Genomic DNA, 19,453 nt, shown 5'->3' with positions numbered 1-19,453 from the left:
CGAAAGATTTACCCGGCGACAGAGATACGTCGAATGTACCGGCCCCATCGCGAATGAATTCGCTCCTGCAGGTTCTGCGGCCGCCTCGTAATCCGTGCGACGCTCTTGCTCGCTCACTCCCTGATATTTCGCTGAACAAGTCGCTGATCCCGCTGCCAAAGCCACCACAAGGCGCACTCTGGTGTAAGCTCGTGCGCTGTTGATTTCGATCCATCGAGAGGCTTATGCGGGCTCCCTTCCGACGTTCTACCCTTGCGGCGCTGCGCGGTTTCGAATCGTCCAGCGCGGCGATCACCATTCTGCCGAGCGCTGCCGACTATCGCCGCACGCTCCTGGAGAAGATTGCGTCAGCGACGCGGCGCATCTATCTCGTGGCGTTGTACCTGCAACAGGACGAAGCCGGTCAGGAAATCCTCGACGCACTGTATGCCGCCAAGGCCGCCCGGCCGGAGTTGGACATCGTTGTCTTGGTGGACTGGTTCCGCGCCCAACGCGGGCTGATTGGCGCGGGGAAACAGGCGGGCAACTCGGCGTGGTATCAGGCGCAGAACCTCGGACACAAACAGGAAGTGCCGATTTACGGCGTGCCCGTTCAGACCCGCGAGCTGTTTGGCGTCCTGCACCTCAAGGGCAGCATTGTCGACGACTGCGTGATCTACACCGGCGCCAGCATCAACAACGTCTACCTGCACAAACTTGGCAAATACCGTCTTGATCGCTATCAACTGCTGGAAAACAAAGACCTCGCCGACTCGTTCCAGCGTCTGGTGCAGAAGGACATCCTGCCGTCAGACGCCGTGCATCGGCTCGACCTGCCCTCCCCGCCGACCTCCCGCAGCATTCGTGGCGAAATTCGCCAGTTCCGCCAGCACCTCAAGCGCGCCAGTTACGACGTGAATGAGGGCATCCGCGAAAACGGCGAATTTCGCATCATTCCCCTGCTGGGCATCGGCAACAAAAACCCGCTGAGCAAGGTGCTGTGCGACTTGATCGCTGCAACCCGCGACCAACTGACCCTGTGCACGCCGTATTTCAACATGCCGCTGGTGGTCAAACGCGAGATCAACCGGGCGCTGAAACGCGGCGTCAGAATCGACATCATCATCGGTGACAAGACCGCCAACGACTTCTTCATCCCCCCTCAAGAGCCGTTCAAGGTCATCTCGGCGCTGCCGTACCTGTACGAAATCAGCCTGCGCCGGTTCATGCAGAGGCATCAGACCGCCGTGGCCAAGCACCACCTGAACATTCACCTGTGGAAAGACGGCGACAACACCTTCCACCTCAAGGGCCTGTGGTCGGACGAGCGCTACACCGTGCTCACTGGCAACAACCTCAACCCGCGTGCCTTCCAGCTCGACCTAGAAAACGCGGTGTTGATCGACGACCCCAAGGGCACCTGGCTGAAACCTCGCGCCGAGGAAATCGACCTGCTGATGCGCAACACCCATCGCGTGGGCAAGTTCGATGAACTGGACACCCTGAGCGAATACCCGATTGGGGTGCGGACCTTTCTGCGCCGCGTCAGCCGCGTGCGGGTCGAACGCCTTTTGTACCGGATTCTCTGACCGCCATGAGCAAGAACACCGGCGTCCGCGCGCAACAAGCTGAAGAAACCCGTGCGCGCATCCTCAAGGCGGCCATCACGGTTTTCACCCGCGATGGCTATTCGGGCGGCCGCATCGAAAAGATTTCCGCCGAGGCTGAATCCAACGACCGGATGATCTATTACTACTTCGGCAGCAAGGAAAAGCTGTTCGTCAAAGTGCTCGAACACACCTACGAGCGCTTCAATCAGGCCGAAAGCACCCTCAAGCTCGACCCCGCGACGCCGATTGAAACCCTGCGCCAGCTCGTGGCGTTCGTGTGGGAGTACTACGTGACCCACCCGGAATTCGTCGCCATCCTCAGCATCGAAAACCTGCACAAGGGCAAGCACGCCAAGCAGTCCAGCGAGCTGCGCAGGCTGTCGGGAGAAGCGGTGGGCGTTCTGCGGCCGATCATCGAAGCCGGCCAGCAACAGGGGCTGTTTCGCCACGACGTGGATTTGAAGCACGTCTACCTGATGATCGCGTCGCTTTGCTACTTCTATAACTCCAACCTTCACACCCTGACTTCGTTTCTCGGACAAGACCTCGCGGGTCAGGGGGAACGACGGGACTGGCTGGCGTTTATTCAGGATTTGGTGGTGCGCGGGGTGATGGTGTTCGGTTGACGCAGACCCTGTAGGAGTGAGCTTGCTCGCGATAAGGATGTATCAGGCGAAATCGTCGTTACAGATACATCGCTGTCGCGAGCAAGCTCACTCCTACAGGAGGTGTGGATTCAATGGCTTCCGGGATTGGCCTTGAGATACGCCACTTTCTCCTGCAATCCCGTCCACTGCGGTTCGTTCGGCGCGAATCGGCTGCGCAGATAGGCTGCGAGATCACTGATCTGCGTGTCGCTCAAACTGTCCTTGAACCCCGGCATGTAACCCAGATCCGGCGTCGCAGGGCTGGAAATCCCCTGCTGAATCACCTTGATCAGATTGTCCGGCAGCGCACTGTGGACGTTGGTGTTGCTCGCCAGCGAAGGGCTGACACCAAACAACTTTGGCCCCAGACCATCGGCGTGACAGCCCTGACATGATCCCTCGAATACCCGCTGACCATTGCTCAGCGCCAGGGCCGAAACACTCGGCTGCGGAAACGGTGCAGGCGCTGAAACCGTAGCCGTCGATGCCTCAACCGACCCGTTCAGCGACGCCAGGTACACCGCCATTGCCCGCACGTCGGTCTTCGGCAGTTTTGCCAGCTCCGAGACCACCGGCCCCATCGGTCCCGCCGCCACACCGTGGGCGTCGGAATAGCCGGTGCTCAGGTAATTGAACAATTGGTCTTCGGTCCATGGCGTCGGCGATTTCGACAGGCTGTTGAGGGCCGGTGCTTCCCAGCCATCGACCATGCCCCCCGCCAGAAACGAGGCCCCGCCCTTCTCCGCGCCCATCACGTTGCGCGGTGAATGGCAGGCGGCGCAGTGCCCCAACCCGTTGACCAGATACTGTCCGCGATTCCATTGAGCACTCTGTTCGGGCTTCGCTTGCACCTCCCCCTTGCGCAGAAACAGCGCGTTCCAGCCCGCCATCAACGGGCGCATGTTGAACGGAAACTGCATGTTATTAGCGGGCTGGACTTGTTTGACCGGGGGTTGCGACATCAGGTACGCATACAACGCCTGCATGTCCGCATCGTCGATGTTTCGGAACGCCGTGTAGGGAAATGCCGGATATAGGTGTTTGCCATCGCGACTGATGCCGTCGCGCATCGCCCGTTCGAACGCCGGATACGACCAGTTGCCGATGCCCGTTTCCGGATCGGGCGTGATGTTGCTGCTGTATAAGGTGCCGAACGGGGTTTGCATCGCCAGGCCGCCCGCGTTTTTCACGCCACCGGGGGCCGTGTGACAGACCGCACAATCCCCCGCTGACGCCAGCAAACGACCTCGCTCCAGCGTCGCGGCGGACCAGGTGCCCGCACTGGGTGGAGCAATGGGCGCGATCTCGGCCCGCCAGGGTAACGCGGTTGCCGCAACACCCAGCACGGCCCCGAACGCGGCGAACAACGAGCCGAACAGCCATTTCGAGCGTTTGGCTTTCGGCGACTCCGGCGGATGGCTGTTGGCGTCGTCGCCTGCGGTTTTCAACGCCGCCAGTACGCGCTCGGCGGTGATCGGCAACTCACGGAAACGAATGCCGGTGGCGTCGTAGATGGCATTGGCGATGGCTGCCGCGCTCGGCACGGAGGCCGACTCCCCGGCGCCCATGGGTGGCTCGGCCTGGCGCGGCATCATCATCACGTCGACCTTGGGCACCTCCGGGAAGGTCAGGATTGGATAACCCCCCCACTCCTTGCTGGCGATGGTCGATTCTTCGAAGGTCACCCGCTCCTTGAGCACGCGGCTGGTGGATTGAATGACGTTGCCGTGAATCTGATGCTGCACCCCCGCCGGGTTGACCATCGTCCCGGCGTCATGGCCGATGACCACCCGCGTCACCGAGACATCGCCGGTGTGCTTGTCCACTGCCACGTCCGCGACCCACGCCGCCCACGCTGCGCCAAAGCCGGGAAACTTGCTGTGGATGTACCGGGCGTAGGCGAATCCACGCCCGCGCAGCACGCCGTCTTCTTCGGGGGTTTGCTTGGGTTGGGTGCGCGGCGACCAGTCGGCGCGAGCGGCCGTGGCTTTGATCAGATCCGAGGCTCGGTCGTCGTGCAAATAGCGCAGGCGATACTCCACGGGATCAACGCCCGCCGCGAACGCCAGTTCGTCGATGTAGGATTCGTGAGCGAAGGTGTTGGGCAGCGCCGACACCCCGCGCATCCACGACGCCCGAACGATGGGCGCCATGTCGTTGATGGTCACCCGCATGTGCTCGATGTCGTAGGGCGGGATCGAGGTGCGGTCGCCCATTTCGAACATCACCGGCACCGGTTCCACACGCCCGGTCAGCAGCAGCGCGAGGGTCGGCGAATTGTTGGACGGGTAGCTGGTGGTGAAATCGTACCCGGCAATCTCGCCCTTGGGCGTGAGACCGCCGTCCACTTCCATCAACTGTGCCGTGCCCTTGGGCTCCCACGCGTGCTCCTGCTCGCGGGTCAGTTGCACGCGCACCGGCAGGCCGACCGCTTTCGACAGCAACACCGCGTCGGCACACACGTCGTCGGCGCAATTGCGGCCATAACAGCCTGCCGCCTCCATGCGAATGATCTCGATGTTTTCTTCCGGGTACTCCAGCAGCCAGGCGATGTCGGCGCGCAGCATGTGCGGGTTTTGCGTGCCTGACCAGATCCTGATGCCTTCGTCGTGGTAGTCCGCCAGCCCACAAGAGGGTCCGATGGAGCCATGAATCTGGTAAGGCCACAGATAAGTGCGGGTCATTCGTTCGCTGGCGTTGCTCAGCGCTTCATCGACGTTGCCCTTGTCCAGTACCACCCGCTGCACCTTGGGGTTGTCGCGAATCGCCTGTTCGATATCGCTCATGTCAGGCAATTGATGCTGCCAGGGCTTCCAACTGACCTTCAATTCCTTGGCGGCTTTCGCGGCCTGTTCTTCGCGCATCGCCACGATGCCGATGAAATCCCCGATCACCACCACGCGCACGATGCCGGGGATATGGGCGATGGACGATTCATCCACGCCCAACAGACTGGTGCCGACGAATTCGCCAGTGTCGTACCCGGCGTAGGGCGGGCGTACGACACGACCGTGAAGCATGTCCGGCAGACGCATGTCGTGAACGTAGGTCAATTCCCCGGTGGCCTTGCCCGGAATGTCCACTCGCGGTGCGACGGTGCCCACCAGCTTGTAGTCTTCGAGGCGCTTGAGCGGTGCGTTTCCGGAAATGCGCAGCTCGACATGCTGATCGGTCAGCAGCTCACCGAAGCGCGTGCTGCGACCGTCCTGGCTTTTGATGATGCCGTGCTCGATGACCAGCGTTTCCGCCTCGATGCCCCAACGCTCCGCCGCAGCATTCAACAGATAACGGCGAGCTTCGGCAGCGGCGTTGCGCAGCGGGATCGCGGAGATTTGCAACGTGGCACTGGCGATGGTCGCGCCCTGGTTCGGCGCCCGTTCGGTGTCGCCGAGGATCATGTTCACCTGATCCATGCGCAGGTCGAGTTCTTCGGCAACGATTTGCGCCAGCGACGTGCGGATGCCGGTGCCGAGGTCGACGTGACCATTGAAGGCGTAGACCGTGTCGTTTTGATCGATGGCAATGAACAGCCCTAGCTCCTTGGGCTTGACCGTCGGCGTGCCGCCTTTGGCAACAGGACCGGACGGCGGCAGGATGTCATCGACGACGAGCAGGACGCCGTTTTTGGCCAGGAAGGAATCGCGGGTGTGTGTGGTCTGGGTCATGGCAAGGTCCCGTTCAAAGCGAATGACGGGCGGCCCGCATGACCGCGCGAAGAATTTCAATGTGGGTGCCACAGCGGCAGAGGTTGGCCGACAGTTCGTTGCGAACCTGCGCTTCGGTCGGGTGCGGATGGCGGTCGAGCAAGGCTTTGGCGGTCATGATCATGCCGTTCATGCAGTAGCCGCACTGCGCGGCCTGCTCGTCGATGAACGCCTGCTGCACCGGATGCGGGCACTCGCGGGAGCCTATGCCTTCCAGGGTGGTGATGTCCCGCCCCTCAGCCCCGGCGAGCGGGAACACGCAGGAACGCGCTGCAACCCCGTCGACGATCACCGTACACGCGCCGCATTCCCCCAGACCGCAGCCGTATTTCGGGCCGTTGAGGCGCAGGTCATTACGCAGGATCAACAACAGCGGGGTGTCCGCCATCGCCGTGACGGATGTCACCTGACCGTTGACCTGAAAGGTCACGGTCTTCTCTCCCGCCACTCGCGGCTCGCTCATCTCGCCTTCCCTATCTGTTACCGAGTGTCTCGGCCTTTTGGTGAAGTAGTTACTTCATGAACAGAGAGCAGGAAGCGTGCCAGTGAGGAAATGGAAGTAAGAAACAAGAGTTGTTCTGCTGGAATGAAGATCCCCAACGGTAGGAGCGTGGCTTGTCCCGCGATCTGGCGCGAAGCGGCAGCAGAACCAGCGCATGCGATCATCCAGAAAAATTTGATCGTGAGGTTTTGCGACTGCTACGCAGCCGATCGCGGGACAAGCCACGCTCCTACAGGTGGCGATTCACGGGAAGGTTTATTCGTCCGGCTCATCAATGAGCTTGCGCAGCAAGAACAAAACGGCCACGCGCTCGGCGGGGTTGAGTTTGCCGAGGGTGATTTCACTGATCTGCGCCGCGCGGGGAACGGTTTCCTGCACCAACTGGAGGCCGCTGTCGGTGAGGCTGCAGATGACTTTGCGGCGGTCCTGCGGGTCTGGATCGAGGCTGATGAGGTCGCGGGCCTTGAGCCGGTCGACGATGCCGCGAATGGTCGCCTGATCCACCGCCGTGGCTTTAACCAGCTCGGTCTGCGAACTGGGGCCGTGGTCCCGGAGTGCACAGAGGGTGACGAACTGCACCGCCGTCAGCTGCGAGTCGCCGACGTTCTGCTGAAATATCGCCAGATGCCGCTGGTAAGCCTTGCGCAGCAAATGGCCGACCTGTTCGGAAAAGGTGTAGGACTGATCGTTGTTGGAGGGGTTGTCAGTGGACACGGATGACTCGTTCGGCGGGCTATTGAGAATGGTGGGTACATTAACGGTTGCGGCAGTTTAAGGGGAGTCTCATGACCCACCCGGCTCGAAACTGTGGGAGCGAATGTATTCGCGATACGGTGGTGCAAGCGACGGAGATGCGCCGCATGTACTGGCCAATCGTCGGAATGCCGCCAGAATGAATTCGCTCCCACAGGGTTCGGTGACCGGATCTTAAACGGTATATGTCAGGCCTTCGAGGCCTCCGGCGCCACCACATCCCCACCCAACACCACGGCCAGATCATCCAGATAAATGTCGCAATGACGCAGCGGAATATCCAGGTGACACGGCGTCTTGCGCTTGCCGCCCACTTCAGTGTTCGGGCCAGTGGAAAACAGGAAGTTGCCGTAGAACGCCCGCGCGTCCATGCACATGCCGTCGTTCTTGTCGTGCAGACCCATGGCCGTCCACTGCGCGCGCGGCTGCAAACCCCAGCCGATGTGGGAAATGCCGTACACCTCCGGGTCGTTGAAATACTTCATGTAATCACGCAGGTATTCGGCCTCGAACCCGCCGTGAATCCGGGTGATAAAGCCTTTCTCGATCTCCAGAGTGATCTGCTCGCGAGAGTAGGTCTTGAACGGCAGCACGATGTCGCCCACGTCGATGACCAGCGTGCCTTCGGCGGTTTCTTCGTTCGGCCACGAGAACAGAAAGCCGCTCGGCCAGTGGTCCCAACGCCCCGGCTCATCGGCGAATCCGTACTCGGTGACTGAAGGGTATTGCCCCAGTTGCGCCCGGAAATCGCTGCCTGCACGGGATTTCACATGGATCGACCGCGCGCCTTTCAGCACCTGCTCAGCCGCCAGCACCCGCTCCTTGTCAGCCAGCGTTGGCAGCATGCGCGCCAGCACTTCCGGTGGCTCTACCGCCAGCAGAATCCGTGTTCCGGTCTTGAGAATCTGCTCCTGCTCTGGCGAGTGCAGCAGCATCATCGTGTCGACGATCAGGTCCGCCGCCTCCAGCGCCCGTTGCGCGGCGATATTGCCGGTCAGCGCCGTGTCGCCGCAGTACGCGGTCATGTCGTTGCCCATGGCCTTGGGGTGATTGAACGACGGCAATTCCACCGCGTACACCTTGGCGCCCAGGCGCTGTGCGGCATCCATCGCAGCCCGCACCGTGCGCTGATCGGAGTAGTGACTCTTGAGCACCGCAACGCTCTGAGTGGCGTCGACTTTCGACAGTTTCAGCACGTGTTCGAACATCTGGGTCAATTCGCAATCGCTAACCGGCATCTCTCGTCTCCTCGGCATTCGGCTGGGTGTGCCCACGCGGCCTGCATGCACCATTGAAAGGCATCACGCTTCAGACTAGTGCATTTTTTAAAGCGTACACACTAATTAAAAGCGATAAGACATCAAATGGATGCAGTCTGCAATAGACACGCCACATCGTTACCCATGTACACAAGCCCCGTAATTGTTGGGTTACAAACAGTGACATGCCTGTTTGCGACGTCGCATGAGATTTTTTGAAATAGCTATTCACATTTCAAAAATTGAGCGTATACACTTTAAAAACGCAACACGGCGACAACCATCAATCGCCTGTCACTCATCCAGGATTCACGAAACACGAAGGAAAGCGCGCCATGCCTATTACGCAAAAAATCGCCATCGTCGGAGCCGGTCTGGGTGGGGCAGCCGCCGCCACTCTGCTGCAACAAGCAGGCTTTCACGTCGATGTTTATGAGCAAGCGCCGGAGTTTTCCCGCATTGGTGCGGGGATTCATATGGGCCCGAATATCATGAAGATTTTCCGCCGCATGGGCATCGAGCAGCCGCTGAGCGACATGGGTTCGCACCCGGATTTCTGGTTCAGCCGGGATGGCGCCACCGGCGACTACCTGTCGCGCATCGCACTGGGTGAATTCTCACGCAAGGAATATGGCGCGGCCTACATCACCGTGCACCGTGGTGACTTGCACGCGTTGCAGATGTCGACCCTGGCGCCGGGCAGCGTGCATTTCAGCAAATGCCTGACCACCCTTGAAGAGCGCGACAACGGCGTGCGCCTGAACTTCGCCGACGGCACCCATGCCGATGCCGACATCGTGATTGGCGCCGACGGCATCAACTCGAAAATCCGCGAAGAATTGCTGGGCCATGAAAAACCGCTGTACAGCGGCTGGGTCGCTCACCGCGCGTTGATCCGCAGCGACGTGTTGACCAAATACAACCTGGACTTCGAGAACTGCGTGAAATGGTGGAGCGAGGACCGTCACATGATGGTCTACCACACCACCGGCAAACGCGACGAGTACTACTACGTCACCGGCGTGCCCCACCCTGCGTGGGAATTTGACGGCAACTTCGTCGACAGCAGCCAGGCCGAAATGTACGAAGCCTTCGCTGGCTATCACCCCACCGTGCAGGCGCTGATCGAGTCCACCGAGAGCGTCACCAAGTGGCCGCTGCTCAACCGCAACCCGCTGCCGCTGTGGAGTCGTGGGCGCCTGGTGCTGCTGGGCGATGCCTGCCATCCGATGAAGCCGCACATGGCCCAAGGCGCGGGCATGGCGATTGAAGACGCCGCGATGCTGACCCGTTGCCTGCAAGAAACCGGTGTGAGCGACTACCGCACCGCCTTCGAACTCTACGAGGCCAACCGCAAGGAACGCGCCTCTCGCGTACAGGCCGTGTCCAACGCCAACACCTGGCTGCGCACTCAAGAAGACCCGGCCTGGGTCTACGGTTACGACCTCTATGGTCAGGAACTGAAATCGGGGGTGATCGCGTGAGCACGTTCATTCACGGCGGTAACGTCCAGGCCAACGGTATTCGTCAGCATTACCTGCGCTACGGCGGCACGAAACACGCGGGCAAACCCGCGCTGATCCTGATTCCGGGCATCACCAGTCCGGCAATCACGTGGGGTTTCGTCGCGGAACGCTTCGGTCAGTCGTTCGACACCTACGTGCTGGACGCCCGCGGTCGCGGTTTGTCGTCCACCGGTCCCGACCTGGATTACAGCGTCGACACCTGCGCCGACGACATCAGCGCCTTTGCCGCCGCGATGAGCATCGACAGCTATCACTTGGTGGGGCATTCCATGGGGGCGCGTTTCGCGGCGCGGACGTCGGTGCGCAAGCCGAAAGGCCTGAAAAGCCTGGTGCTGATCGACCCGCCGGTGTCCGGTCCAGGGCGTCGCGAATACCCGTCGAAACTGCCGTGGTACGTCGATTCGATCCGCCAGTCGCAACGCGGCATGACCGCCGACGATATGCGCGCCTTCTGCGCGACCTGGACCGACGAGCAATTGCAGCTCCGTGCGGAATGGCTGCACACCTGCTTTGAGCCGGCCATCGTCCGCGCCTTCAACGATTTCCATGACGAAGATTTCCACCAGGACCTGCCGAACCTGCCGGTCCCTGCCCTGCTCCTCGTCGCGACGCGCGGCGGCGTGATTCAGGCAGAAGACGAAGCCGAAATCCGACAGCTGCAACCGACGATTCAGATTGCACGGGTGGAAGACGCCGGGCACATGATCCCGTGGGACAATCTGCCGGGGTTCTTTGCGGCGTTTGGGGATTTTCTGGGTGCGCCATTGGCTTAGCGCCATGCGCCCCCTCTGTAGGAGTGAGCTTGCTCGCGATTGAGATTTGTCAGGCACCGTTGAAGCGACTGATTCAACGCATCGCGAGCAAGCTCACTCCTACAGGATCTGTATCAGACTTCAGACCGGATGCCACTTTTCGAAGCCGTGCTTCCCAAGGAGAACACAATGAGCAACCACCAAAGCGCCGACGCCAACTATCAGGGCGTCTGGGGCAATCGCATCGGCTTCGGGAAGAAACCGGCCTTGCTGATGATCGACTTCATGCAGGGCTACACCCAGCCCGGCGCACCGCTGTTTGCGCCCGGCGTGGTCAGCGCCGTGGCCGAGAGCGTACAGCTGCTGGCCAGTGCCCGGCAGCATGACATCCCGGTGGTGCACACCAACATCCGCTACCACCCGACGCATTTCGCCGACGGCGGCATGTGGGTGAAAAAAGCGCCGGTGATGAAGGACATGGTCGAGGGCAACCCCCTCGCGGCGTTCTGCGAAGAAGTATTGCCGTTGCCCGAGGAAGTGGTGATCAGCAAGCAATACGCCAGTTCGTTTTTCGGCACTTCGCTGGCATCGATGCTGCACGCCCAGGGCATCGACACCGTGGTGCTGGCCGGCTGTTCCACCAGCGGCTGCATCCGGGCGACCGCCGTGGACGCCGTGCAGCACGGGTTCAGGACCATCGTCGTGCGCGAATGCGTCGGCGACCGCCACCCCGATCCCCATGAAGCCAACCTGTTCGACATCGACAGCAAGTACGGCGACGTCGTCAGCAAACACGCGGCGATGGAGCAGTTTCGAGCTACACGCCGGGAGCTATGAGCTACGAGCTACAAGCTACAAGCTGCAAAGTACAAGCTAGAAGCTAGAAGCTAGAAGCTAGAAGCTAGAAGCTAGAAGCTAGAGCTTAGGCGCGACGCAACCTTGCTCTTCTCTTGCAGCTTGCAAGCTTGCCGCTCGCAACTAACGACGCCAGGAGACACCCATGCCCTCTGCGAATGTAGAAACCGCCGCGACAGACGCTGCGGACCCGATCAAAGCGCTGTACCACAAGATCACTTGGAAGCTCATTCCGTTCCTGTGTTTCTGCTACCTGGCTGCCTACCTGGACCGCATCAACATCGGCTTCGCCAAATTGCAGATGCTCGACCAACTGCACTTCAGCGAAACGGCGTTCGGCCTCGGCGCCGGGCTGTTTTTCGTCGGCTATATCCTCTTTGAAGTGCCGAGCAATCTGGTGCTGGAGAAAGTCGGGGCGAAGATCTGGATCGCCCGGATCATGATCACCTGGGGCGCGCTGTCGGTGTGCACCCTGTTCGTCAGTACACCGATGCAGTTTTATGTCCTGCGTTTCTTCCTCGGTGCCGCCGAAGCGGGCTTTTTGCCAGGGGTGCTGTTCTACCTGACCACGTGGTTCCCGACCTACCGTCGCGGCCGCATCATCGCGCTATTCATGATCGGCCTGCCGCTGTCCAGCGTCATCGGCGGGCCGCTGTCGGGCTGGATCATGGGGCATTTCGATCAGTCCGCCGGGCTGCGCGGCTGGCAGTGGCTGTTCCTGATCGAAGGCATCCCGAGCATGTTGCTCGGCGTGCTGACCTTCTGGGCCTTGCCGAACGGCCCGAAAGACGCCAAATGGCTGAACACCACCGAGCAGGCATTGCTCGAAGGCGAGCTGCGGCTGGACGATGCCGAGGGCAAGGACAGCAAGCACAGCTTCCGTGACGGCTTCTTCAACCTGAAAGTGTGGATGCTCGGCGGCATCGACTTCTCGATCCTGCTCAGCGCGTACGCCATGGGTTTCTGGATGCCGACCTTCATCAAAAACGCCGGGGTCACCGACACCTTCCACATCGGCGTCTTGACGGCACTGCCCAGCGTTGCGGCGCTGATCGGCATGCTGATGATCGGTGCCAGTTCCGACCGCCGTCGTGAGCGTCGCTGGCACATCATCGTGCCCTTCTGGATCGGCGCCGTGGCCATGGCGGCCAGCCCGTTCTTCACCCATAACGTCGTGGCGACGGTGGTGCTGTTCGCGATTGCCTCGGCAGCGATCATCGGTGCGGTGCCGGTGTTCTTCAGCCTGCCCGCGACCTTCCTCAAAGGCCGCGCTGCCGCGACCGGCTTTGCACTGGCCTGCTCGCTGGCGAACATCGCGGGACTGGTGAGCAACTCGATGATGGGCATCGCCATCGACGTCACCGGCAGCAGCGCGGGGGCGTTGTGGTTCTTTGCCGGGTGCCTGATTCTCAGCAGCCTGCTGGTGGTGGCACTGCCAGCGAAGTTGGTGAATCGATAGAAAGCGGCGCCCCATTCCACCTGTGGGACCGAATTCATTCGGGACAGCGATTGATCAGACGAAAGAGATGTAGCGTTTGATCGGGCGCCTCGCGAATGAATTCGCTCCGACAGGTATTCATGTCAACAGATACCCATGTCAACGCTGCCTCATTCCCTCACCCCATCAACGCGATCAACTGCTGCCGCTGCGCATCGGTCAACAACGGCCCCATCGCTGCGCCCGCGTTGTCCTTCATGTACTTGGGATTGCCCGTCCCAGGAATGGCGCAGGTGACGGCGGGGTGGGAGATCAGAAACTTCAGCGCCAGTTGCGCCCAACTGGTCGCCTGCACTTCCCCCGCCCAGCCGGGCAGTGGCTTGTCTTTCAGACGCCCGAGCAACCCACCCCCGCCAAACGGTCGATTGCAGATGACCGCCACCCCACGCTCGCGACACAACGGCAACAGCCGCGCCTCCACCGCCCGGTCGTCCAGCGCGTAATTGATCTGCAGAAAATCCAGCTGTTCAGCCTTGAGCACTGCTTCCACTTCGTCATAGGCCGACGAGGTGTAGTGGGTGATGCCGATGTAGCGAATGCGACCCTTCTGTTTCCACTCACGCAAGGTCGGCAGGTGGGTTTTCCAGTCCAGCAGGTTGTGGATTTGCATCAGGTCGATGCGGTCGGTCTGCAACAGGCGAAAGGAGTCCTCCATCTGCGCGATGCCCTCCCGCTTCCCACGGGTCCACACCTTGGTGGCAAGAAACGCCGGGGAACGCGGCTGATGAATCGACAGCAGTTCGCCGGTGGTTTGCTCGGCTCGGCCGTACATGGGGGAACTGTCGATCACCGTGCCCCCGGCCATGAACAGCTCATCGAGGACGTGGGGCAGTGCCTTGTATTCATCACTCCCTGGCGCAACGTCGAAGCCGCGATAGGTGCCGACGCCGATCATCGGCAGGGCTTCGCCACTGGAAGGAATGTTTCGAGTGAGCATCTTGCGGCCTCCTTGAGTGCCGGGCGTTGCCGCCGGTGAGAGGGAATCTGCATCTGCGGCGGCGGAGTCAAACACCAGCGCCGCCGAGACGCCCGCCGCGAGGGTCAGCAGGCGCCTGCGGGTGAACAGCGTTGAATGATTCATGGCGAGCCCCTCGATCGGACATTGATTGATCGACCGGCAAGGTCGGCATCGGTTCAATGGCCATTTCGTCCGGTCGGACAGGTTTGCGGGAACGCACTGTGTCCGCTGCGCGTCACACAATAAGCACTGACCCTGGAGCCCCGACATGAAGACAGTGATCACTCTGCAAGAACTCGTTGAAGCAGACCTGCGGCCCTACAAGGAAGTCTGGCTGACATCAGCGCAGGCGCTGGCGGAAAGCGGGCATAAAGAAGACGAACTATGCCTCTGGCGTTCCGAACTGGCCTTCACCCACGACATGATGAGCGAAGGCTGCCACGACCAGAACATGCACGGTGTCTGGCTGGTGGTCGACGATATCGACAATCCCGAAGAAGTGCTGGAGGTCGAAAACGACGTGCGCCAGCGGCTGCAGGATCTGGGGCTTCAAGGCGAGTTCTACCCGGCGGAAGTGGGCGATGGGCATGCGTTTGCGCGGTGACTGATGTGCCAACAGAGCGACCGGGGTACATCCGACACGTCCCCGCCGCCTGATCTTTTTTCGCGAATGAATTCGCTCCCACAGGTCGTGCGCAATCGATACGAGCTGTGCCATCCGTCAGGGCAGTCAGACGCCACTTGCGGAGAAACATGTCTGCACGTATAAATGAGCACCTACTCACTCATTACATGATGTTTCCATGGCCCGCCCGAAAAGCGAAGACAAGCGCAACGCCCTGATCGATTCTGCCCTGCGGGTATTCGCCGAGCAGGGACTGGGGGCGCCGACGTCAAAAATCGCCAAAGGCGCGGGGGTGGCCGAGGGCACGCTGTTCAATTATTTCGAGACCAAGGACGACCTTCTCAACCAGGTTTACCTCGAACTCAAGGCCCAGTTGCGTGACGCGATGATCCCCGGTTATCCCAAGGACAAAGACGTCAAATCCCGCCTGCACCACGCCTGGCACACCTACGTTGGCTGGGGCGCGGCAAACGCTGAAAAACGCAAGGCCATGGCGTTGCTGATGATGTCTGATCGCATCACTGACACCACCCGCGTCACTGGCAGCGAGGCCTTCAACGACATCAGCGCCCTGCTCCACGAAGGCTCGTCGTGCAACGCCTTTCGCGACCAACCCCCGGCTTTCGCCGCCGCGATCATGCGGTCGCTGGCCGACACCACCATGGATTTCATGAGCAATGAGCCTGAGCACGCCGAGCGTTACTGCGAAGCAGGCTTTGTGGCGTTCTGGAATGCAATTGCAAGGGACTGATTTTTTTGACAAATAAATGAGTGATTACTTACTCACATACCTCTCACGAACAGGAGTTACACCATGTCCAACGTCTGGTTGATCACCGGCGCCGCCAGCGGCCTGGGTCGAAACATCGCCGAGGCCGTTCTGGCCTCGGGAGATCGGCTGCTCGCCGCTGCGCGCAATATTCAACGCCTCGACGATCTGGTGGAACGCTATGGCGCCCAGATCCTGCCCTTCGAACTGGACGTGACCGATGCCATTGCCGCCAAGGCCGCCGTACAGAAGGCAGTGGAAACGTTCGGGCGACTGGACGTGCTGGTCAACAACGCCGGTTTCGGCCACATGCTGCCCTTCGAACAAACCGAAGAGGCCGCCTTCCGCACCGAATTCGAGACCAACTTCTTCGGCGTGGTGAACCTCTGCCGCGCTGCGGTCCCGGTGATGCGTGAACAAAGCGCGGGGCGCATCATTCAAATCTCGTCGGTGGGCGGCCGTCTGGCGACACCGGGCATGACCGCGTACCAATCCGCGAAATGGGCCGTCGGCGGTTTCTCCGACGTTCTGGCCACCGAAGTCAAACCCTTGGGCATTCACGTGACCACGCTGGAGCCGGGCGGCATGCGTACCAATTGGGCCGTGCGCGCTCGGGGCCATGACACGCCAGTGATGCCTGCCTACGAGGCCAGCGTCGGCATGATGTTCGGCGTGCTGCGCAAAATCGCCGGCAACGAAAACGCCGATCCGGACCGCGTCGCCCAAATCGTGCTCAAGGTGGCGGCCCATCCACAACCGCCGCTTCGACTGGTGCTGGGTAGCGACGCGCTCAAATACCTGACGCCCGTCGAAGCGGACCGCGCCGACACCGCCGAACGCTGGAAATCCATCAGCACCTCGGTGGACGTCGACGCCAGCGGCCCCGTGCCGCCGTTGCCACCACACTAAGGGCACTGCCATGAACGTCTTGATGTTCGGCGCCACTGGCAGGGTGGGCCAAGGCGTACTGCGCGAGTGTCCGGTGGAGTCCTGAAGGAATCATCAAGGAGAGCCCTGTGTAGGGGCTTTCCGAAAATCCTGTAGTCAGGCCGTTTGGGGCGGGTGGGTTGATGACACTTGCCGAATCGCGTCTTTATCGTCGCCTCCTCATTTCGCTGAAACAGGAGGCTACTCCCGTGTCGAGACCCTACGCGTTCGTGAACGAACGCCCCCAGTCCTACCACTACCTGCGCGATCACCTGCTCGCCATCCCCCTCGGCGCTCGCCCGAAGTTCGATCAACTCAATCCGTACCTTAACAACACCGTCGTCATGCCCGGCGAAGTCGTGATCGTGGGCGATGGCCCTGCACACCTGTGTACGCCTGAAGAGAAGCAGCTGATACAACTGGCGCAGGACGTGCGCATGTCCATGATCGGCACCTCGGGCACCGAGCGGGGCGTCATGGTCCAGAACTTCGACATGTTCCAAAGCATCATGTCCTATGGCTCGATCGGGATCGGCGCCAGCACCGGGGCGTGGAACAAGCACCTCAGGGAAGTTGAGAGCACGCTTAAGGAAATCGAAGCGCTGCATCAGCGGTGGAGATCCGGGGCATTGACCAATGACCCGTTTTTCGCGCAACGCCGTACGTTGTTCGCCCGGATGGAGACTCTCCTGAAAGGCATCGGAAGATTCGGGACCGGGCTGAATAACCAGGGAAAGATGAAGCGCATTCTTGGGATTTCGAGCAAGAGCTATTTGCACACTGGCGAGATTGCGGACTATGCGAAGAACGTCAACGGCGTTTCCAAAATGGCGGGGACGATGAGCAACGGAGCTTACGTTGGTATAGCGCTGGATGTCGGCGCGGGGGCGTTGGAAATCAAAGAGGCTTGTTCGACTGGGCGGGAAGAGGAATGTACCAAGGCTAAGTACGTGGAGGGCGGAAAAGCAGCAGTAGGTATCGGGCTAGCGACAGTGGGCGGTACGGCTGGGCTCTACTTGGCAGGGGCTTTTTGCATTGCGATAGGAATACCAACCGGAGGCATGGGGACATTGGCATGTGCCGTAATAGGAGGTTCTGTAGGGGCATACGCAGGTGGCCAGGCAGGGTCGTACTTCGGCGAACAGGCTGGGGAAAAACTGTTTGAGCACATCGAACGATGACCCCCGACAATTCTGCTTGGATCGCCGTTTCTATTAGCGCACTGACACTGCTCAATTTGGCGTTTCTGATGTACTCGGCCTATTGGAAGCTCCCGCTTGCCGAGCGGCATTTGGCGGATAGCCTTATCGTTTCGAGCACAAAGTCAGTCTGGAAAGGTAACGGCCCCGTTGCACGATTGAACAGGCTGAGCGCTATAGCACTGGTCTTCACAATGCGAGGTTTGCTTGAAAGGCGAGGCTTGGTACAGCACGACATCGTTAATGATGTGCCGCTGAGCCTGCGTATCTGGACAGCGGGCCCCATCTTGAGCAGTTGTCTGATGCTCGTGACCGCCGTTGGTTACTGGTTTTTGGAGCAGATCTGAAAGTAGCAGTCCGGCTTGCTGGCGGTGGCGATTTGAATGGCGCCACCGCCGGCAAGCCGGACGGCTACGAAACGATTACGCTTTCATCGACAAGCGAAAGGGTTACAGAACGACCGCTCCCCCTCATTTCTTCAACGCATCAAACGCTTCAAGCGCGTGCATCGAGTAGATGTACGCCGCCCCGGCATTCAGCGAGATGGCGGTCGCGGCGGCGGCCGCCACTTCTTCACGGGTCGCACCGGCGGCAATGGCGGCTTCGGCGTGAGCCCCGAGACAACCGTCGCAGCGGGTGGTGATGGCCACGGCGAGTGAAATCAGTTCGCGGGTCTTGGCGTCTAGCACGTTGTTTTCCGCCGAGGCATCGCCAAGGGCCATGTAGGCCTTGACCATTTTCGGGTTGGATTTGGACAACGAGCCAAAGGATTGCTTGATGGTGGAAACGAGGTCGGGCCAATTGCTGAACATGGTGGTATCTCCTGAGAGCGGCGACTAGACTGCGCCGGGAACACGCACAGTCTCCGCCAACCAGGTATTTGTAACTTGCTCGTTTGGCTCATTTCTTTGTCAGAAAGTCGCATATGCACGCCATCGACACACTCATCACCCTCGCCGACGTCCGTGGACGCCTCGATCTGCGCTGCCAGTTTCAGGGCGACTGGGCGCTGGACCACGAACAGGAAGCGGACGGCGTTGCGCCCTATCACATCGTGCTGGCGGGGCAGTGCCAGGTCGAACTCTCCGATGGCCGCCGCTTGAAGCTGGTCGCGGGGGACATCCTCGTATTGCCCGATGGCATGAGCCATCTGTTGATCAGTCCCGGCCCACGCGTGCCCGCGTCGAGACCGCAGCTGGAGACCGGAGGCCTGTTGACGGTGCAGCGGTTTGGTCACGGTGCAGAGCCGGACCTGCTTTGCGGGCGATTTCTCTATCAGCGTCATTCGATGCTGTTTTCTGCCCTGCCGGATTATCTGCTGATTTCGACCCAAGCCCTGGACGCCTGCGATCCCCTGCCCGCGCTCGTGGCATTGCTGCGCAGCGAAGCGGACGCCAATCGACCGGGCGGCCAGTTCATGGTCAACGCGCTGACTTCGGCGCTGTTCACCTTGGTGCTGCGCGCACATCTGCAACAGTCGCCGCAAAGCGAAGGCAGCCTGGCGTTACTGGGAGACAAACGCTTAGGACGCGCGTGGCAAGCCATGCTCGACGACCCCGCCCACGAATGGACCGTCGACGCCCTCGCAGAACGGGCCAGCATGTCCCGCGCCACTTTCGTGCGCGCGTTCGGCAAACTCAGCGGCAGCTCGCCCTGGACCCTGCTCACCCAAGTGCGCATGCAAATGGCCTACGGGTTGTTGAGCCGGTCGCAAAGTGGCCTGAGCGACATCGCCGCGCAGGTGGGGTATCAGTCGCAAGCAGCGTTCAGCAAGGTGTTCAAGGACACCTATGGGATGGCGCCGGGACAATTGCGGCGACGTCTCGATTCCCGGGAGTCCTGAACGCGTCAACCTGCGACGCAATAATGGATGGCACGCCAAGCCCTCTG

The 19,453-nt window shown here is 60.8% G+C and carries 18 protein-coding genes; 12 read left to right on the top strand and 6 right to left on the bottom strand.

What is annotated here, in order from left to right:
* Positions 1 to 224: 224 nt before the first annotated feature.
* Together pssA and GVN17_RS09095 are read left to right on the top strand one after the other, a co-directional pair.
* The gene (gene pssA, locus GVN17_RS09100; protein ID WP_166594919.1) at positions 225 to 1,568 is read left to right on the top strand and encodes a CDP-diacylglycerol--serine O-phosphatidyltransferase; all 1,344 of its coding nucleotides are present in this window, start codon (positions 225 to 227) and stop codon (positions 1,566 to 1,568) included.
* A 5-nt stretch (positions 1,569 to 1,573) separates the two neighbouring features.
* On the top strand, positions 1,574 to 2,215 hold the full coding sequence (locus GVN17_RS09095) for a TetR/AcrR family transcriptional regulator (protein WP_166594918.1): 642 nt from the start codon (positions 1,574 to 1,576) through the stop codon (positions 2,213 to 2,215).
* A 110-nt stretch (positions 2,216 to 2,325) separates the two neighbouring features.
* On the opposite strand, the gene GVN17_RS09090 is transcribed toward GVN17_RS09095, so the two are convergent.
* From GVN17_RS09090 to GVN17_RS09075, 4 genes are all read right to left on the bottom strand, one after another.
* Positions 2,326 to 5,901: a molybdopterin cofactor-binding domain-containing protein gene (locus GVN17_RS09090; protein ID WP_166594917.1), complete on the bottom strand. Its 3,576-nt coding sequence runs from the start codon at positions 5,899 to 5,901 to the stop codon at positions 2,326 to 2,328.
* Positions 5,902 to 5,914: 13 nt separating this feature from the next.
* Positions 5,915 to 6,403: a (2Fe-2S)-binding protein gene (locus tag GVN17_RS09085; protein ID WP_166594916.1), complete on the bottom strand. Its 489-nt coding sequence runs from the start codon at positions 6,401 to 6,403 to the stop codon at positions 5,915 to 5,917.
* Positions 6,404 to 6,697: 294 nt separating this feature from the next.
* Positions 6,698 to 7,156, bottom strand: a complete 459-nt coding sequence (locus tag GVN17_RS09080) for a MarR family winged helix-turn-helix transcriptional regulator (RefSeq protein WP_166594915.1) — start codon at positions 7,154 to 7,156, stop codon at positions 6,698 to 6,700.
* Positions 7,157 to 7,383: 227 nt separating this feature from the next.
* Positions 7,384 to 8,433, bottom strand: a complete 1,050-nt coding sequence (locus GVN17_RS09075; RefSeq protein ID WP_166594914.1) for a 2,5-dihydroxypyridine 5,6-dioxygenase — start codon at positions 8,431 to 8,433, stop codon at positions 7,384 to 7,386.
* A 356-nt stretch (positions 8,434 to 8,789) separates the two neighbouring features.
* Here GVN17_RS09075 and GVN17_RS09070 point away from each other — a divergent pair, with 356 nt between their 5' ends.
* From GVN17_RS09070 to GVN17_RS09055, 4 genes are all read left to right on the top strand, one after another.
* Positions 8,790 to 9,938, top strand: coding sequence for an FAD-dependent monooxygenase (locus GVN17_RS09070; RefSeq protein ID WP_166594913.1), 1,149 nt, complete (start codon positions 8,790 to 8,792; stop codon positions 9,936 to 9,938).
* Positions 9,935 to 10,753: an alpha/beta fold hydrolase gene (locus GVN17_RS09065; protein ID WP_166594912.1), complete on the top strand. Its 819-nt coding sequence runs from the start codon at positions 9,935 to 9,937 to the stop codon at positions 10,751 to 10,753. Before GVN17_RS09070 ends, GVN17_RS09065 begins: the two co-directional genes overlap by 4 nt.
* Before the next feature lie 168 nt (positions 10,754 to 10,921).
* Positions 10,922 to 11,569 (top strand): N-carbamoylsarcosine amidohydrolase, encoded by a 648-nt coding sequence (locus GVN17_RS09060; protein ID WP_166594911.1) that lies wholly within the window; start codon positions 10,922 to 10,924, stop codon positions 11,567 to 11,569.
* Positions 11,570 to 11,732: 163 nt separating this feature from the next.
* Complete coding sequence (locus GVN17_RS09055) at positions 11,733 to 13,046, top strand: MFS transporter (RefSeq protein WP_166594910.1); 1,314 nt, start codon at positions 11,733 to 11,735, stop codon at positions 13,044 to 13,046.
* A gap of 157 nt (positions 13,047 to 13,203) precedes the next feature.
* Here GVN17_RS09055 and GVN17_RS09050 read toward each other — a convergent pair whose 3' ends face one another.
* Positions 13,204 to 14,166, bottom strand: a complete 963-nt coding sequence (locus GVN17_RS09050; RefSeq protein WP_166594909.1) for an aldo/keto reductase — start codon at positions 14,164 to 14,166, stop codon at positions 13,204 to 13,206.
* 145 nt (positions 14,167 to 14,311) lie between these two features.
* On the opposite strand from GVN17_RS09050, the gene GVN17_RS09045 reads away from it, so the two are divergent.
* From GVN17_RS09045 to GVN17_RS09025, 5 genes are all read left to right on the top strand, one after another.
* On the top strand, positions 14,312 to 14,647 hold the full coding sequence (locus tag GVN17_RS09045) for a hypothetical protein (protein WP_166594908.1): 336 nt from the start codon (positions 14,312 to 14,314) through the stop codon (positions 14,645 to 14,647).
* A 199-nt stretch (positions 14,648 to 14,846) separates the two neighbouring features.
* Positions 14,847 to 15,419: a TetR/AcrR family transcriptional regulator gene (locus GVN17_RS09040; RefSeq protein ID WP_166594907.1), complete on the top strand. Its 573-nt coding sequence runs from the start codon at positions 14,847 to 14,849 to the stop codon at positions 15,417 to 15,419.
* A 63-nt stretch (positions 15,420 to 15,482) separates the two neighbouring features.
* A complete protein-coding gene (locus GVN17_RS09035) occupies positions 15,483 to 16,346 on the top strand; it encodes an SDR family NAD(P)-dependent oxidoreductase (RefSeq protein WP_166594906.1) in 864 nt (287 codons plus the stop codon).
* Positions 16,347 to 16,507: 161 nt separating this feature from the next.
* Positions 16,508 to 17,545, top strand: coding sequence for a hypothetical protein (locus GVN17_RS09030; RefSeq protein WP_166594905.1), 1,038 nt, complete (start codon positions 16,508 to 16,510; stop codon positions 17,543 to 17,545).
* Positions 17,542 to 17,910, top strand: a complete 369-nt coding sequence (locus tag GVN17_RS09025; protein WP_166594904.1) for a hypothetical protein — start codon at positions 17,542 to 17,544, stop codon at positions 17,908 to 17,910. Before GVN17_RS09030 ends, GVN17_RS09025 begins: the two co-directional genes overlap by 4 nt.
* A 123-nt stretch (positions 17,911 to 18,033) precedes the next feature.
* Here GVN17_RS09025 and GVN17_RS09020 read toward each other — a convergent pair whose 3' ends face one another.
* Positions 18,034 to 18,375, bottom strand: a complete 342-nt coding sequence (locus GVN17_RS09020) for a carboxymuconolactone decarboxylase family protein (RefSeq protein WP_166594903.1) — start codon at positions 18,373 to 18,375, stop codon at positions 18,034 to 18,036.
* Between the two features lie 113 nt (positions 18,376 to 18,488).
* On the opposite strand from GVN17_RS09020, the gene GVN17_RS09015 reads away from it, so the two are divergent.
* Positions 18,489 to 19,406, top strand: a complete 918-nt coding sequence (locus GVN17_RS09015) for an AraC family transcriptional regulator (protein ID WP_166594902.1) — start codon at positions 18,489 to 18,491, stop codon at positions 19,404 to 19,406.
* Positions 19,407 to 19,453 lie beyond the last annotated feature (47 nt).

Origin of the sequence: Pseudomonas sp. SLFW, assembly GCF_009905615.1 — a bacterium.
Classification (GTDB): Bacteria; Pseudomonadota; Gammaproteobacteria; order Pseudomonadales; family Pseudomonadaceae; genus Aquipseudomonas; species Aquipseudomonas bambusae.
This window is presented reverse-complemented; position numbering and strand designations above follow the sequence as displayed.